The organism is Bacillus spongiae, assembly GCF_037120725.1.
In the GTDB taxonomy this organism is placed as follows: domain Bacteria; phylum Bacillota; class Bacilli; order Bacillales; family Bacillaceae_K; genus Bacillus_CI; species Bacillus_CI spongiae.
This window is the reverse complement of the sequence record NZ_JBBAXC010000010.1, coordinates 167,068-183,017: the sequence shown is the minus strand read 5'-3', so window position 1 is coordinate 183,017 and position 15,950 is coordinate 167,068. Positions and strand designations below refer to the sequence as shown.

Sequence of the window (15,950 nt, the reverse complement as noted above, 5' to 3'; positions counted from 1 at the left end):
GAAAGCTTAGAAAAATTAAAACGAGAACTGTGTGATTACGTGCATTGGTTTAACCATATTCGTATTCATAGCACACTAGGGTATACAAGTCCTGTTGAGTACAAAAATAGACACCTTAAGAAATTTGTCTAGTTTGGTGTTGACAGTCCAATTTTCGATTAAATGATTTGTATTGAATGACAAAGGTTGGATGGAAAGGAGAATCCATATTGAAGGCGCTCGATAAATTAATTACGTGGGTTGAGGAAATAAAGGATAAAAATAAGAGTAGCACTTCGTCTTTATATATTATAAAAGATAACGAAGTGATACTAGAATACTATAATGGCTATCATTCTAATTCTGCTGACGAAACTCCAACGACAGCATCCTCCCAATTTAATGTAGCATCAGCAAGAAAAAGCTACCTTGGTTTAGCAGTGGCTTATGCTCTATATGAAGGGAAGATTAAAAGCTTAGATGACTACGCAATAGATTACTTCGAAGAAATGGATGAAAAGTTGCTGGGAAAAACAACGATACGGCATTTAGTGACTCATTCACACGGCCTACATGAAAAATAGAATCATACAATTTTTCGAGAGTTTGAGCCAGGCGAAGGTTGGGCATATAGAGGAATCAATGTATTAATGATGGCGAGGCTAGTCAATCGTCTTTATGACAAGAGTTATCCAGATTTCTTAAAAGAAAGAGTATTTTCACCGCTAGGCTTTAAGGAAACCGCGTGGCAAACGAAAGAAAATGAATGGTTAGTTAAACAAATTATTGATCCAGATGTTGATGGTTCATATAAGTTGGGACGTTTTGCTGATGGGACGGAATCAAATTTACATACGTCTGCTCGAGAGTTTGCCGAGTGGGGAAATCTCCATTTAAACAAAGGATTTATCGGTGGAAAACAAATTGTTCCTAAAGAAGTGATTGAGTTAGCGACACAAATTCAAAGCCCTCATTTTAACGATAATAGGCTTCCGCAAAATGGGTTGTTTTGGTACGTACAAGGAACGCCTGCATCCTTCAGTGAACTTGGCGATAGAGTTCCAGAAGGATCCTATCAAATCTTAGGTGTAACAGGCCCAACGCTTCTAATCATTCCTAAATACAATGTGGTCGTGGCTAAAATGTATAACAAACGATATAACTACGGTGGAGATAATTATCTTTACTACTTAAGAGAATTTAGCAATATTGTTGCTGATATTTTTCATAAGTAAAAGTGAAGATTGTACATACAGGTAGGTGACATTTTTTCACCTATCTTTTTTCTTTCATTAAGCCGAAGAATTATGCAATCAAAAAGAAGTAGGCGAGAAGGCGATTTCATATAGTTAAATGAACGTTCATGCCAATTGTTCGGGGCCCAAGCCACTTTTTCCTTATATCACGGACTTAATGATGTCTAGTAGACAGTAATATATAAAGATATATTTTATTGCCTTAGCCTTTAGTTTGAAGAGCTAAGGTTCTTTTATTTATTTATAGTATTTTTTAAACTAGAGGTCTTTCTTGTTTAACGACTTTAAATTTTAGTAAATTTCGTGATTTGGAAAGTCTAGTGTGGTTTTAAACACTGAAATTCATAAGTAGTGTCTCATTTTTATGATAAATCATTTGGTATACAACTACCTTGTTTTTTGTGAGAATCAATATAAAATGATGACCCAAAATGTAAGGTCGTATTCAGCCTATATCATGAATGGTTGATGGATATAAATATAATTGTTGGATAAGTAAAAATTTTATCCTTTAATTAAAACCTTTTCGGACCCCATATCGTTTAACTATCTGAGCCAATTATATTTGAAGGATAAAAAAGTCATTTAAACAAGCTCCCTTGTAATTCAAATCAGCGTATGTTTTGTCTATCTGAAAGATAGGGGCTGTTAGTAAAAATGATATTCTCTTCTATTGCCATGAGTATGAACTTCATTGGAAATGGTGAGATTTTGGAGGTAGACGTATAATGAAGCAATTAGTGAAATTTGAGCTATATAAAATATTCAGACAAAAGAGAATTTATATTACAATGTTCCTTCTGTTTCTAATATTTTGTTTAGTTAGCTTCTCTCAACCATTTTTAGGGTATGGAGGTGATCCATTAGATTATAAGGATGATTTACAGGTCATCTCCCATAAATGGGAAGGTGAATTAAATAAGGATAAATTTGATGAAGCAGAACGTTTACTAAAAATTTATGAGGAAAAATATAGTAATGAAGCTCAGTCAGAGGAAGAAAGGGCTGAACAATACCTTTTTTATTCAATTGGTCAGTATGATTTCATAGTTAATCGAATTATTCCTGAAAGAATTAATGAATTAAACAGTGAATTATTAAAATTTAATGAGGATGAATTTCCTTATAAGCAAGCATTGCTTGAAAAAAATATGCTAGAACATTTAAAAATTAATACGTTCCAATATAGTATAGGTCCTGAAAGAACCATTACTCTAGTAAAGGAGTTATTCCCTTTTTTTACTGTGTTTATGTTGATCATTGGACTAGTTTCGATATTTGGAAATGAAAAGAAAACGGAAATGGATCAAATATTGTATAGTACAAAATATGGTCGAAGCAAAGGGGTAACAGCAAAAATTATTGCTTCCTTTAGTTATGTATTGTTTGTTGTATTGTCTTGGGTAGCCATAATCCTAGTCATTCACACCTATATTTATGGAAATCATGGATGGAATGCTCCTATTCAAGCCTATGCAAAATTTTCACCCTATGACCTTACTCTATTAGAGTACTTCATGATACAAATTGGAGTTCTTTTCCTCGTAGCTGTTGCTTTTATGATGGTCATTTTAGCTGTATCAGCCATTTTTAAAAAATCATTGTTTTGTTTTTTCATTATTAGTGCTGTTTTCATCTTACCAATAGTAGAGGTAAGTTCCCCATTTTGGCATTATGTGAAAATGTATAGCTTTATGAATTTAATGACTGCTCAAGAGTTTACTAAATCTTTTCATGTAATGAATATAGGTGGATTTCCAGTCCTAGATCCCTTTGTACACTATTCTTTCGTTGGGATGATTAGTACTATTTTCTTGGTAGTGGTTTATAAAGCAATTAAGCGAACACAAGTGATGTAAATTGAAAAAATTGAGCTTGGTTGTGAATTGAATAGGAATAGAGTGGATACTTTAACGTTCATTCTTAAAAAGTCTTTATTAATCTCAAGCCAATACGCATATAAAAAAATGCTACAAAATATGTAGCATCAATTCTTGACATATCATTACTATTATTAGCAGAAACTAATATTGGATTATCCTCCAACTATATCGAAATGCTAGTTATTTCTTAATCTTCCGCACCTTTAAATGGATAAATACAACAAGAGATGCTAAAGCGCTTAACAGAAGAGGTGCTGGAGAAATAGCGATTTCACCCTTGAATAAGTGAGTAATGGCTTCAATTCCTTTTATTAAACAATAGATTTAAAACAAAGTGATTTAAATGGACAAAGGGTACTTCCTGTATACGATAGGAATACGTAACCACCAATCTAATAGTTCCCATAATCTTTTTTCCATAAAAATCTTGCGTGGGAATAATTAAACTTAGTATGCCATACAATCGTGCAGCGGTAGAATACCGCTTGTTATGGCGCGGGCTTCACAATTTTAAGCTTCGTATGCTTCCGAAGGTCGATATATTCCGTTCCTACTTTAATTAGTGGTTGATCAGGTTCATTTTGATGGATAAACATAACTTCCGCCACTTCACCAGAATTAAGCTCAACTTTTTGTCTTAAGTGTTGCCTCATTACATAGTGTGTGAATGGAATCACGACAGCTGGGTTTAGTTTCGTTGAGCGTACTTCATTCATTAAATTGGAAACCGCTGTTAAGTATGGTTGTTGTGAAGAATAAGGTCTGTCGGAACAGATAGCATTGAACACATCCGCTACAGATATAATTTGAATCATAATATGTATTTTACTTTCCTTAATCGCCATCGGATATCCTGACCCATCTACTCGCTCATGGTGAAGTAAGGCAGCTTGAGCGATAAGTGGAGAAATATACGCAACTTCTTTTAACATATCATAGCCGGTCGATGTGTGGCTGCGAACGACTTTGACTTCGGCTGTAGTTAGTGGCTCTGATTTAGTTACCAAGTGATTTGGTATTTTTAACATTCCAATATCGTGTAATAATCCCATATGACCTAAAAGAATACATTCTTGTCGTGAGAATGAAAGAATTTTTCCTATCATGGCCGATAATATGCCTACATGAATACTATGTTGAGTTAAATAGTCGTTTGAATTTGTTTGCTTTTTAAAAAGAGATGTAATAGCAATATCATCTAGTGTTTTTTCTAAGAGGGAAGAGAAGTTTCTTAATATTGCTGTGACATTTGATAAACTAAGACCATCTTGTATACGTTTGAATTCAGAAGCCAAATATTGCGAGAATTGATCATATTCAAGCTCATTTTTTGATACAAGAGGTTTTTTTGTTTTCTCCTGCATTGGTATCATTTGTCCAAATTTATGATTTTGTAATAATAAGATATGAGATTCTTTTATGATTGTTCCTTTTTTTAATAATAAGGTCCCTTGAATAGAATAAATATCTTCTCCAAGAACTTTTCCAATTAGGTCAAAAGAAATCTGTGATTTTTCCATAGTAGTTACTCCTCTCTATTCTATTATTATAATATTGGAAAAATATAAGCACAATATAAGAGAGTGATTTTTCAGAATACAGGACTAAAGTCATGTGTTTCCGAAAAAAGTATAGAATAATGGTTAATCTAGAAAAAAGTTAGGCAAAACGGGCAAATTACTAAGGTCTAGAATGAAAAATGAATAATAGAATGTCATGTATGTAATATAGAAATACTATTTAAGAAAAAGGAAAAAAGGAGCAAAAAGATGATTCACTTAATTACGCATAATGATTTAGATGGAATGGGATGTGGTATTTTAGGAAAACTTGCGTTTAATCAAGAGATTAAGGTGTATTATTCTTCAATTGGGTCCATGCACTATACTTTACAATTACTTTTAGAAGAGAATATAAAGGATCCTATTTATATTACAGACTTATCCGTTAATGAGGAAGAAGAAAAGCTAATATCCAAAAAAGTAGAAAAGGGTAGGACTATCAAGCTGATAGATCACCACCAATCGGCTCTCCATTTAAATCAACATGATTGGGCAACGGTATGCGTCAAACAAGATGATAACCAATTGACTAGTGCAACGTCATTATTTTACAAATACTTAGTTCAAAAGAATCATCTCACTCTTGGTGTTCCAGTAATAGATCAGTTTGTAGAACTAGTTCGGCAGTATGATACTTGGGAATGGGAAGTGAATAATAATACTTGCGCTAAGCAGTTGAATGACTTATTAGGCATAATGTCATTAAACCAGTTTGAAAAGAGAATATTAAATAAGCTAAAGGGAGAGGACTCCTTCCATTTTGATGCCTTTGAAACCAATTTATTAGAATTAGAAGAAGAAAAGATCGAACGTTACGTGAAGAGGAAGAAAAGACAAGTGTACCAAGTTCAATTTGACGGTCATTACGTCGGTGTGGTTCATGCTGAAGCCTATATTTCCGAATTAGGAAATGTGCTTGGACGTGAATTCCCCCATTTGGAATATATAATCCTTCTATCGCTTGGCAGTAAACGAATGAGCTTTCGAACGATATCCGATAATGTGGATGTTTCGGAAGTTGCAAAAAAGTTTAAAGGAGGAGGACATCAAAAAGCGGCAGGTGGAAATATTACAAAGAAAGCCTTCGAGTCTTTTGTTTTAAAGGCGTTTGAACAAAGTCCTATCTATAAGGATGCTGAAAAGAATGAAGAAAATTATAAAGAAAATAAAAAAGGGACGCTTTTCACAAATGGAGATGATTTGTTTATTGTACTAGTAGCCACCGATGAGGAGTGGAATGTGATTGTGAATGGAACAAAAGAAGCTGTTTCATATAAGACATATAAGGAAGCGGAAATCTTTATGAAAAGAAAATACAACGTTGGATTAGCGAATGATGAAATTTTTGCGGAATACATACAAACGAAAACCTAGTATATACGGAGAGTAGAAAACACCATTTTCAACGTGTAACCTCGTTAAAAAGGGAGGATGTGTGGGATTTTTAAGGCACTACGATCAGCGAAATGTATGGTCCTCAAATCTGCTACGATACGTTGACCGCGGCTTTAAAACAGAACAACTATTGCATGAATTTTAAAGAGAAGCGTACTTGATTATTAAAAAAGATAATTGAAGAAGAAAATGCATTCGTTCATCAGCACATAAAATATATTAAAACCTCCTAAGTCCTTGACATTGTCAAGTGTTTTGGAGGTTTTTTGTTGTCGTTAATTGGTACACAACTACTTTGTTGTTGGTGTAAGAGAGAATGCTAATAGAGTTAAATAATGTTATTGACTGAAAAAGGGACAATGCTCCCTCGTATAGGAAGAAAGAAAGGGTAAGATATCTGATGAAACGGCTATTTTATAGACACGATCATTATGATACTAGAAAGGAAGTGTGTTCACAAAAAATTACTTTGCCAAAAGAAGCTTTATCTATTAAACTAAGAGTATAAATTTTTACGTTGTCAGACATCTTACCTATCAAGGTAGGACCTTCAGTAAGTAAGAGTGGCAACGTTTACAGATAAGGGGATATTTTAATGAAACGAAGATTTTTATTTTTCTCAGTCGGGCTATTCATCTTAACGATGGGCGTAGCTCTTATTATTAAAGCAGGATTAGGTGCGTCTGCTTGGGATGCTCTTGCAGTGGGTGAGTCAAATATGTTTAATATCACAGTAGGAACGGCTGTCATTATTAATGGTATTGTTTTGATTGCACTGAATGCTATCATCATGAAAAAAAAGCCAGATGTACTAGCTGCGGCAACGATATTTGTGATTGGTTTTTTAATTGATTTTTGGTTAGAAATCATCTTATCAACCTTTGCACCTGAAGCCCTCGTGAGTCAATTAATCGCTCTAGCACTTGGGATTTTGACAGTGGGATTAGGAGTGGCAATCTATTTACAAGCTAAATTTCCAGCAAGTCCAATGGATACATTGATGGTGGCCATTCATACTCGCTTTGGTTTGAATTTAAGAAATTCACGTTTAATTAGTGAAGGATTTGCCCTTTCATTAGCTTTCTTATTCCAAGGCGATATTGGAGTGGGGACGATTCTTGTCACTGTTCTATTAGGCTTTGTTGTTCAGTTCTTCTTCCCAATCTTTGAACGTTTATTTGAAAAAGAATCGATGGGAAAAGCGGCGGTACCGGCTGAATAAATAGACGAATAGTAACGTAATTGCTGAGCAATCGGAGGTTTTTTCTCCGATTGCTTTTTCTTCCGAATTTTGACGGAAACTGAGAGTGGATGGACAGGGTTGGTTTTGATCGAAAATGTAAATGGAGATAAAAATGGTCACCAAATGATTGAAATTATTTCTCTTCGGCTTCAATATCTGTTATGATAAGAATGATTTTTACCAAGGAGATGAAGATGATGTCTAAAAAAGGATACATAGTAATGGAAAACGGAAACAAAATTGAGTTTGATCTTTTCCCACAAGAAGCACCAGGAACAGTTGAAAACTTTGAGAAGCTAGCAAAAGAAGGTTTCTATGATGGGTTAACGTTTCACCGAGTTATTCCTGGCTTTGTAAGTCAAGGTGGAGATCCGAATGGAAATGGTACTGGAGGCCCTGGCTACACAATTAAATGTGAAACAGAAGGGAACCCACATAAACATGCAGCAGGCGCTTTTTCAATGGCTCATGCAGGAAAAGATACTGGTGGAAGTCAGTTCTTCATCGTTCATGAACCACAACCACATTTAAATGGTGTTCATACTGTATTTGGTCAAGTTACATCTGGATTGGATACAGTCCTAGCTATGAATAATGGCGATGTAATGAAAGAAGTTAAAGTATTTGACGCTGAATAAGCTTTAATACATTTATAAAAAAGCAGAGGGCTTTGTCCCTCTGCTTTTTTCGTTCTTTTAAGAGAGAAAGCTATATTCAAATTCCGACTATTACACATTCGTTTCTTGCGTTAATCTTTCTCATGAACGGAATCGTTGACTTCAAGTAAGAAGTGTTGTATATTAATTGACGGGTCAATCATTGACCTATCAATTAATTTTTACTAGTGATGAAAAGGAGGCTGACTATTGTCTGAATCATGTTCTAAAGCGACGGAAATTGTGTATCAGTTATACGGAATTCACAAGCAAATAATGCCGAAATTTGAACGATGTACAGGGATAGGCCAATCGCGGCTTGATCTATTGCACAAGCTCTATGAAGATGGTGAGATTAGTCAAACTGCTCTTCAGAAAGAGGTAAATATTGACCGTGCTGCTGTTACGAGACATTTAAAGCAACTTGAAGAGAAGGGAATTGTCTCTCGTCGGAAAAATCCCAACGATAATCGAATTACGTTTGTCCGTCTTACGGACGAAGGATATCAAAAAATTGTTGCTTATCGAGAAGAAAAAGAGCGGTTCATAGCAAGTGTACTAAAAGGGTTTAATGAGGAAGAACGTGCTGTACTTTCAGACATGCTCACTCGTATTGAACATAATGTAGAAAAAATATAATGAATAACAAAAAAGGAGAATTCATCATGAATACAACTAAATTAAACGACTTTAATGAAATTATTACAGGACGCCGTTCCATTCGCCTATATGATCCAAGTGTGAAGATTAGTAAAGAAGAAATGACAGAAATATTATCAGAGGCAACACTAGCGCCATCTTCATTAAACTTACAGCCTTGGCGTTTTGTAGTCATCGATAGTGAGGAAGGAAAAGCAAAGCTAGCACCACTAGCAAAATTCAATCAGAATCAAGTAAAAACCTCTTCTGCTGTCATTGCGGTATTTGCTGACATGAATAGTGTTGATTATGCTGAGGAAATCTATAATAGAGCTGTTGAATTAGGTCTTATGCCTGCTGAAGTAAGAGACCGTCAGTTAGTTGGCATTAAAGGCTTATATGAAAACGTTACGGATGAAATGAAGAAAGATGTCAATTTAATTGATGCCGGTTTAGTATCAATGCAACTGATGTTAGTAGCACGTGCCCACGGATATGACACGAATCCAATCGGCGGTTATGAAAAAGTGCAAACAGCTGAAGCATTTGGAATGGACCCGAAACGCTATACACCTGTTATGCTGATTTCAATTGGAAAAGCTGCTGAAGAAGGGCATCAATCCACGCGCCTGCCAATTGAAAGAATTGCAGAGTGGAAGTAATTTAGGTCAAAATTGTTAGTGATCCTGTTAGGAAATCATTGTCGAAAGGAAGATTGAAATGATTATTATTCACGCTACGATTCAAGTAAACCCAACGAAAGAACATACATTTATGGAAGAGGTCCAATCTCTTATTTCTGCTTCGCGAGCAGAAAGCGGGAATATCTCATATGATCTCATGAAGGATACTGAAAAAGACGGTGTTTATACGATGGTTGAAGTGTGGAAGGATTTTGAAGCAGTTCAATCCCATAATGTCAGTGAGCATTTTACCTACTTCACGGGGAAAGCAAGTGAATATTTAACAGCCCCTCTAGATGCGAAGGTTTTTGAAGCAAAAGCAGTGGAGAAATTGTAGTAGTGAAAGGTATCGGTTAGAACATAACAGGTTCGGTTTTGAAGTACAAATTGATGATTCGCAAACACATCAGCTATGAAATTCACAGTATAATGAACAAGAAACTAACACTATAATGAGCAATATAAAGAGGCTGGGACAAAACTAAATGTACCATTCTCAAAACCGAATATCTCTTATAAAACTAAGAGTTAAAACGAAAAAACCGAACTATAACGAAACTCTATATTCGAGTTTTCATTATAGTTCGGTTTTTCCTATGGGTGGGATACTTATGTCCCAGCCTCTTTTGCTATGTTTTTATTTCAAAATTACTAAAACGCTATTATTTCTATTTGTTTGGTCGCACCCTGATAAAGTGTAGTCCATTCTTTCGTCTGTCTCTTTAATATCAATTGATTTGCAGGACGCGGTACTCACAATTCCATCACCGAATTCGTCTCTAGTGGTATCAGTGGTTGAAGTGATGATTTCCCCATCGTATTCAAGGTCGTGCAATAGTGCATCTCCTTCATCGGTATATCGTACAACTCTTATTTTGTCTTCTTTACCTTGATTTACATTCTCAACAAATTTCATAAACTTCTCAAGGTTAGTTATTACCGCTTGATTATCTACAATATCCTCATCAGAAGGGCTATAACGACAACCTGATATTAGTAGCAGTATTAACACAATCCAAATTGCTTTCTTCATTTATTGTCCCCCTCTAATCAATTACCTTAGATAAAATGTATCATTTTTACAGACGTATTGTTAAAAATATCTAATTTTAAGCGTGGGTAGCTTTTTAAGAGCTCTTACCGACTTTTGATTTATAAGGAAGACAGAAATGATAATGGGTTCAAAGTATGATTAATGCCATTTGAACATATTTGGGAATAAATTTGAATAGATATAACTTTCCCGTCTCCACGAGCTGTGGTGAGTGGTTTTTCTAATGAGGAATAATTTTAAGAGATAATACTACGGTTACTCTATAGGTGTAATGGTAAACCTTAAGTGATCTAAGTCCCAGACGTCTTCAAGTGTGTTTGTCTCAATAACTACATGAAGGTTATTCCCAACCTCATACTCATTAAGATTATCAACTGGAATTTCATAGACAATATCCGTCGGCTCTTTATCAGTAATAGCATACTCTCTAATTTTCAGTACTTTCTCTTCCATCAGTATTTCATCTACTGTACCTGTAAACTTATTACTTTCATACCAGTCTACAGTGCCGTAACAACCTACAAGTAGTGTCATGGATAAGATTATTAACATTAGACAAATTTTCCTATTCAATATATCACTTCCCCTCTGAATTGAATATTAACAAAGTTTTATTTTGAAATTCGCATAATTTAAAATACATACCACTATATGAGATTACAGAACATTAAGTGGTATGCATTAATTATAGAATAAATACTATGAAAATTTGTAATAGTTAAAGGACGAGGGGAATTCATTTACCTTCTCTAAACAACTAATTCTCATAACCTCACAACAATTATTTTGAAATTGAAGTATATTCAAATCCGTTATGATATTAGGTAATACTGTATAATTTTTATCGACTTCTGTGAATGACTTGTACTTGTAACGGCTCTAGCTAACTATTGGGACAGCTTCTTTACCTAGTGTAGGGGAAAGCAAATGAAACTGATTACTCGAATTGTTGATTCTCTGGAATTTGTACATTAGGACATCGTTTTTTTAACTCTGTAATAAACATCATTTTCTCTATTGGCAGTATTTTAATACTACGATGAGCTTCTTGATTATAAACTATTTCAAGTCCCTTATCAGATGATGATATTCGATATCCAGTCAGCCTTTCTGTTGTTGGTGTAACCGTTAATATACTTTTATACGGAATTTTACTTTTAAATGGCCCACCTTTAACTAATAGATAATTTTTATCGAAATCAAACTTAATCGACGTTGCGTACCACCATATAAAGACGGATGAAATAATAAAGATGGCAGACACTATTATGACCATTGATAATGTTGCGATAATGGGAAGTAGTGATACAGCAGCCCCAATCCAAACCATTAAAAAAATAGTTACTATAGAAAATATATCTGTTTTTGAGCGATAAAACATAGAATAGATCATACCTTTCTTAATAATTTGAAATCTAGTTCAATTATAATACAGGTAATAAAAAATTATTGTCGATTTGATGACGAGGAAGCAATATCGATTGACTCTATACCATAATAGAAACCAAGCATTACAGGGAAAAGAGGGAACCTTAAGATAAATACTGTTTTTTTAGTTAATAGAACTTTTTTCAAAAGCGATCTAATTTTTTGATAGTGGTGAATTACATAAATAAATTTAACATAGATTTGCCCTAGTACTGTTCATACTTATCTATAATTTTGTGTGACATGAATAAGTTTTATATTTTTGGAGTAAATGGAATAGATTAACAATAGAGAGAATAGTATAATGGTGGTAGTAAATCTATTTCAAGGAGTGGGATAAATGTTTGAGTATGAATTAATGAGTATTGATATGATTAGAAGCAAGGTTTTAGCATGTATTGAAGATTTTTCTGATGAACAAATAAACATGCGAAGTGCAGATGACAAATGGAGTATAGCTCAGCTTTTACGCCATTTATATGATAGTGAAGTGGGAATTACTCATATGGTAAAAGCCGCAATTGAAAAAAATGAAAGAAAACCTGCAAAAAGAAAACCATTATTAATGCTTCTAGATCGTTCAATTAAAGCAAAAGTGCCTAAAGATCGAGCTCCTTCTACGGACTTTATTACAAAAGCTCAATTAATATCTATGTTAGCTGAATCAAGAGCTAATTTCCTGAAACTAGTAAACGAAATAAGTAATCAAGAGGGGATATCAGAAATTAGTATTTCATTCCCTAAGTTTGAATCATTATCTATAAAACAATGTGTTGAATTTGTTGGTCTACATGAATTAAGGCATTTTGAACAATTGAATGAAATCATACTAGACAATTTTTATGTAGCTGTTTCTAAGTAGACGTATGTTCTGATACATTTCACATATGAAATGAGAGGCCTTCCTTTATTTTGGGAGGCCTTTACCTATAGCAAGTTGAGTTTGAACGGTTATTTAATAGTAATTGACTTATAGAAAGCTTGTTAATTATTAATGCCAAAAAGACAGTAAATAATATTTACCGAATGAAAGTCACCCTTCATCTCCTTTCGACTAATTAAACATCGTAATGAAGAGAGCGCATTTAGAAAATGATTGTTGGAAGATCCCTGTTCTCAACAGGCGCAACCTCTAATAAACTAAGATTGTAAGAAATGACAAAATAGCTAGTCTTTTGTTTCATGATGCTTAAGTTAAGAGGTGAAACGATGAAAAAGGGTTGGATTTCTATTGTCGGTGGATTTATTGTAGGTTTCATTATTTCATTTTTTACGCTTGAATATAACGGATGGACGCACATCTTTTTGGATAGTAACGGTGAAGTAGAAAAAGTTATTAATGAGCTTGATGTTAACCTTTTAACAAATTCTTTTTTCATTATTATTGCAACGGCAATTGTCATTTATTTGCTATTGTCCATTATTGAAAAGCTAATAAAATTCTACAATAGAAGGGAGCCTTAGCGTATTAGAGGTTCCTTTTTTATTGTCCATTGCTAATTTTAATAAGAAAGATTGTTCATTTTCCATTCTTGAAATAAATTAGATGTTTTATAAGCAACTGAAAAATACCATTACATAAATTCTCACAGGTGAAGGTGAATTTATTGAAGAGAGTTGGAAGTTTTTAAGTTGACAAAAATGACACGTGTCACTATAATGATGACACGTGTCATTTTAAAGAAATTGAAAGTAGGAGTGGATGCTCATATGCCAAGCGATACTTTTTTTAAGCTCAAAGAAATGAAACAGCAAAAAATTTACGATGCCGCCATAAAAGAGTTTTGTAGAGTTCCCTATGAAGAAGTATCAATAAAAAACATAGTGACTACAGCTTCAATTGCAAGAGGTAGTTTTTATCAATATTTCGCTGATAAAGAGGACTTATTTATTTATATCACACACACCATAAGAGGTGATATGCAAATTGTGAAATCCTCACAAATGGATTTCTTTGAATTTTTTATTTCGCTTGCTAAAGAAGAATTGATGAAGATTAATGCTCATCAGGATGATTTATCCGACAAAGCAAAGGTGCTCCACAATATCGCTAAAAGTCCAATAGCGATAATGATCTTTGATAGGGAAATGGAGAAGGAAGTGAAAAATAATTCTGTTTTTAAAAAGTTGGTTGAAAAATCTTATGGAACAGTTTTTTCAAAATCTGAGATGAATGCCTTGATGGATCTTATTTCTCAGACAATGAGATCAACGATTCTTCCTGTCATAACGAAGACAAAAACTGTTGAAGAAGCGATGAAAGATTTAACAATAAAACTGAATTTTATTAAAAAAGGGGTTGAAAATATAAACTAATTTTAATACCTTACCCATCTATAGTTATTAGTTAACGGAAATTTAATTTTTGGAGGAATAGTAAATTGAAAACTCATTTAAAAAATAGAGGGAAAGATAGAGTCTGGTTATTTGTAGCATTCTTATCAATGTGTGCACTTCTTTTTGGAGAGTTATTTGAACAAATTGTGTTTGTTCCTAATTGGTTAATTGGAGATGTACCTACCAATATGATGCATTTTCGTGAGTTTAAACATACGACTGATCCAGGAATGTACTATTTTCCAATAGCAATCATTGTCATAATTTCGCATATACGATTACTATTTAAATCATCATTTCTTACTATTGTTCAGAAAAAAGCGGTAAAAACATCACTATTGTTATTTTCTATCGTTTTTGTGATTACCATTTTTGTCATTGTTGGAATTAATATTCCTGTGATAGATCAAGGGAGCATTTTAGATGAACAATATTCTTCAAAACTAACACTTTGGGCAATTCTAAATATGATACGAATAATACTACCAGCTTATGCACTATATAAATTATCTACATTGTTTACATTAAACAGTTCAAGTAATTAATTTTTGCTTATATCTGTCGTTCCTTTTACTTTTTGAAATCAAACCCTCATCGATAGGGTACGACCTTACATATTAAAGGTAGAAAATGATCAATCATTTTAATAATAATTTGAAGAAAAAGAAGCCATTTTTGCTCATTCTTGTTCAAAAGGCTTCTTTTTAATAGAAAGATTTATTTGATCAAACTTTATTCCAAACCAACAAATCTTTTATTTTTCTATAATATCTATTAGAAAGATAAACTTCATCTTGTTTGTTTGAATAGCCTTCTTGTTCATGCTGAAAGACAACTTCCTTCTTGCTGTCTTACTAAAGGATGAGTATTGGCGTGAACGCTTCAAATTAATAATTTAATTTTTGGAAACGAAGCGAATAGTGAATACTAAATAGATTATAAGTTTTCCATCAATTTTTTTGCGATTCTGTCATAGTCGTCTTTGTCTATTCCAGGCGCAAATTCCTCTGGTAAATCCTCTAAATCTGGGATAGGTCCCCCTTCAGGCGCTCCCTTTATTACGTGCAGCATTTGGCCATTTTCTGGATTTGTTCCCTTCCATATTTTATTTATGTCTTGGTAATCCGTTTCACTCCATGTGTACAACACATTATTTAAACCTTGTTCCTCATATTTTTTGGCAGAATCAAAAGCTGAGTTATCTAAATTCGGAACGGGAAGCATTTTTTTAACATCGACTCCTGTCGCAATTTCGATTGCCTTTGCATAAGCAAGGGCATGCGTCCCCCCGCGCACTAATAAATAGCCAATCATTTCTCTTGCTGTCGGATGATCGGTCATTTCATATACTCGCATTTTATGTGTTCTTGCCCCTAGTTCTAGGAAGAAATTATGAAGTAAGTCGAGGACTAAATTTCCACTATTAAAAACGTAGTCACCAGTCCAAGATTTTCCCATTGAATCACCTGGTAAAGCAGTTTGAGCTGTTGCGATATATTGATACGTGTTCCGACTAGTTACTCCTCTTTGGAGCGGTGTAATATTAGGGTCGCCTGTAAAAGTAACCCCCTTTGATAATAAGTTAATCGTGTTATTCACTAGCTCCACATGACCAAATTCCTCCGCCGTTATACTTGCGACTAGATCATAAAAGGGTTTTAGTTTTTTCTTATTTCGAAATCCAAACGACTGGAACATATAATTGTTTAACGTTGACATCTCACCGAAACGTCCGCCAAGCAGCTCTTGAACTGCAGCAGCAGCATTTGCATCGCCATGCTCTGGAATTGTTAGGGCAATTTGTAGTCGATTTAATCGCTTAAACATGAAAAGCC

The 15,950-nt window shown here is 33.9% G+C and carries 17 protein-coding genes and 1 pseudogene; 13 read left to right on the top strand and 5 right to left on the bottom strand.

What is annotated here, in order from left to right:
* From WAK64_RS22440 to WAK64_RS13590, 3 genes and pseudogenes are all read left to right on the top strand, one after another.
* Window positions 1-132 (top strand): IS3 family transposase (locus WAK64_RS22440; protein WP_419465952.1); only part of this gene is annotated, 132 nt, incomplete at its 5' end.
* A gap of 77 nt (window positions 133-209) precedes the next feature.
* Window positions 210-1,214 (top strand): annotated as a pseudogene (locus WAK64_RS13595) (serine hydrolase domain-containing protein).
* Window positions 1,215-1,963: 749 nt separating this feature from the next.
* The gene (locus tag WAK64_RS13590) at window positions 1,964-3,094 is read left to right on the top strand and encodes an ABC transporter permease subunit (protein WP_336587524.1); all 1,131 of its coding nucleotides are present in this window, start codon (window positions 1,964-1,966) and stop codon (window positions 3,092-3,094) included.
* Window positions 3,095-3,606: 512 nt separating this feature from the next.
* On the opposite strand, the gene WAK64_RS13585 is transcribed toward WAK64_RS13590, so the two are convergent.
* Window positions 3,607-4,638, bottom strand: a complete 1,032-nt coding sequence (locus WAK64_RS13585; protein WP_336587523.1) for an HD-GYP domain-containing protein — start codon at window positions 4,636-4,638, stop codon at window positions 3,607-3,609.
* A 249-nt stretch (window positions 4,639-4,887) separates the two neighbouring features.
* Here WAK64_RS13585 and WAK64_RS13580 point away from each other — a divergent pair, with 249 nt between their 5' ends.
* The 6 genes from WAK64_RS13580 (at window position 4,888) to WAK64_RS13555 (ending at window position 9,633) form a co-directional block, all read left to right on the top strand.
* Window positions 4,888-6,054: a DHH family phosphoesterase gene (locus tag WAK64_RS13580; RefSeq protein ID WP_336587522.1), complete on the top strand. Its 1,167-nt coding sequence runs from the start codon at window positions 4,888-4,890 to the stop codon at window positions 6,052-6,054.
* Window positions 6,055-6,670: 616 nt separating this feature from the next.
* Window positions 6,671-7,297 carry a YczE/YyaS/YitT family protein gene (locus WAK64_RS13575; RefSeq protein ID WP_336587521.1) on the top strand — a complete coding sequence of 209 codons (627 nt, stop codon included), beginning with the start codon at window positions 6,671-6,673 and terminating at the stop codon, window positions 7,295-7,297.
* A gap of 218 nt (window positions 7,298-7,515) precedes the next feature.
* Window positions 7,516-7,956 (top strand): peptidylprolyl isomerase, encoded by a 441-nt coding sequence (locus WAK64_RS13570; RefSeq protein WP_336587533.1) that lies wholly within the window; start codon window positions 7,516-7,518, stop codon window positions 7,954-7,956.
* A gap of 228 nt (window positions 7,957-8,184) precedes the next feature.
* Entirely contained in the window at window positions 8,185-8,613 is a 429-nt protein-coding gene (locus WAK64_RS13565; protein WP_336587520.1) for a MarR family winged helix-turn-helix transcriptional regulator, read from the top strand.
* A gap of 26 nt (window positions 8,614-8,639) precedes the next feature.
* Complete coding sequence (locus WAK64_RS13560) at window positions 8,640-9,275, top strand: nitroreductase family protein (protein ID WP_419465951.1); 636 nt, start codon at window positions 8,640-8,642, stop codon at window positions 9,273-9,275.
* A 58-nt stretch (window positions 9,276-9,333) separates the two neighbouring features.
* On the top strand, window positions 9,334-9,633 hold the full coding sequence (locus tag WAK64_RS13555; protein WP_336587519.1) for a putative quinol monooxygenase: 300 nt from the start codon (window positions 9,334-9,336) through the stop codon (window positions 9,631-9,633).
* 300 nt (window positions 9,634-9,933) lie between these two features.
* Here WAK64_RS13555 and WAK64_RS13550 read toward each other — a convergent pair whose 3' ends face one another.
* The 3 genes from WAK64_RS13550 to WAK64_RS13540 form a co-directional block, all read right to left on the bottom strand.
* A complete protein-coding gene (locus WAK64_RS13550) occupies window positions 9,934-10,329 on the bottom strand; it encodes a DUF4362 domain-containing protein (protein ID WP_336587518.1) in 396 nt (131 codons plus the stop codon).
* 276 nt (window positions 10,330-10,605) lie between these two features.
* A complete protein-coding gene (locus tag WAK64_RS13545; RefSeq protein ID WP_336587517.1) occupies window positions 10,606-10,923 on the bottom strand; it encodes a hypothetical protein in 318 nt (105 codons plus the stop codon).
* A gap of 364 nt (window positions 10,924-11,287) precedes the next feature.
* Window positions 11,288-11,731 carry a PH domain-containing protein gene (locus WAK64_RS13540; protein ID WP_336587516.1) on the bottom strand — a complete coding sequence of 148 codons (444 nt, stop codon included), beginning with the start codon at window positions 11,729-11,731 and terminating at the stop codon, window positions 11,288-11,290.
* A gap of 387 nt (window positions 11,732-12,118) precedes the next feature.
* Between WAK64_RS13540 and WAK64_RS13535 the strand changes: the two genes are divergently transcribed.
* From WAK64_RS13535 to WAK64_RS13520, 4 genes are all read left to right on the top strand, one after another.
* A complete protein-coding gene (locus WAK64_RS13535) occupies window positions 12,119-12,640 on the top strand; it encodes a DinB family protein (protein WP_336587515.1) in 522 nt (173 codons plus the stop codon).
* Window positions 12,641-12,987: 347 nt separating this feature from the next.
* Complete coding sequence (locus WAK64_RS13530; RefSeq protein ID WP_336587514.1) at window positions 12,988-13,242, top strand: hypothetical protein; 255 nt, start codon at window positions 12,988-12,990, stop codon at window positions 13,240-13,242.
* A gap of 177 nt (window positions 13,243-13,419) precedes the next feature.
* Window positions 13,420-14,094, top strand: a complete 675-nt coding sequence (locus WAK64_RS13525) for a TetR/AcrR family transcriptional regulator (RefSeq protein WP_336587531.1) — start codon at window positions 13,420-13,422, stop codon at window positions 14,092-14,094.
* A 65-nt stretch (window positions 14,095-14,159) separates the two neighbouring features.
* Complete coding sequence (locus tag WAK64_RS13520) at window positions 14,160-14,660, top strand: hypothetical protein (RefSeq protein ID WP_336587513.1); 501 nt, start codon at window positions 14,160-14,162, stop codon at window positions 14,658-14,660.
* Window positions 14,661-15,051: 391 nt separating this feature from the next.
* On the opposite strand, the gene WAK64_RS13515 is transcribed toward WAK64_RS13520, so the two are convergent.
* On the bottom strand, window positions 15,052-15,942 hold the full coding sequence (locus WAK64_RS13515; protein WP_336587512.1) for a manganese catalase family protein: 891 nt from the start codon (window positions 15,940-15,942) through the stop codon (window positions 15,052-15,054).
* Window positions 15,943-15,950: the final 8 nt, after the last annotated feature.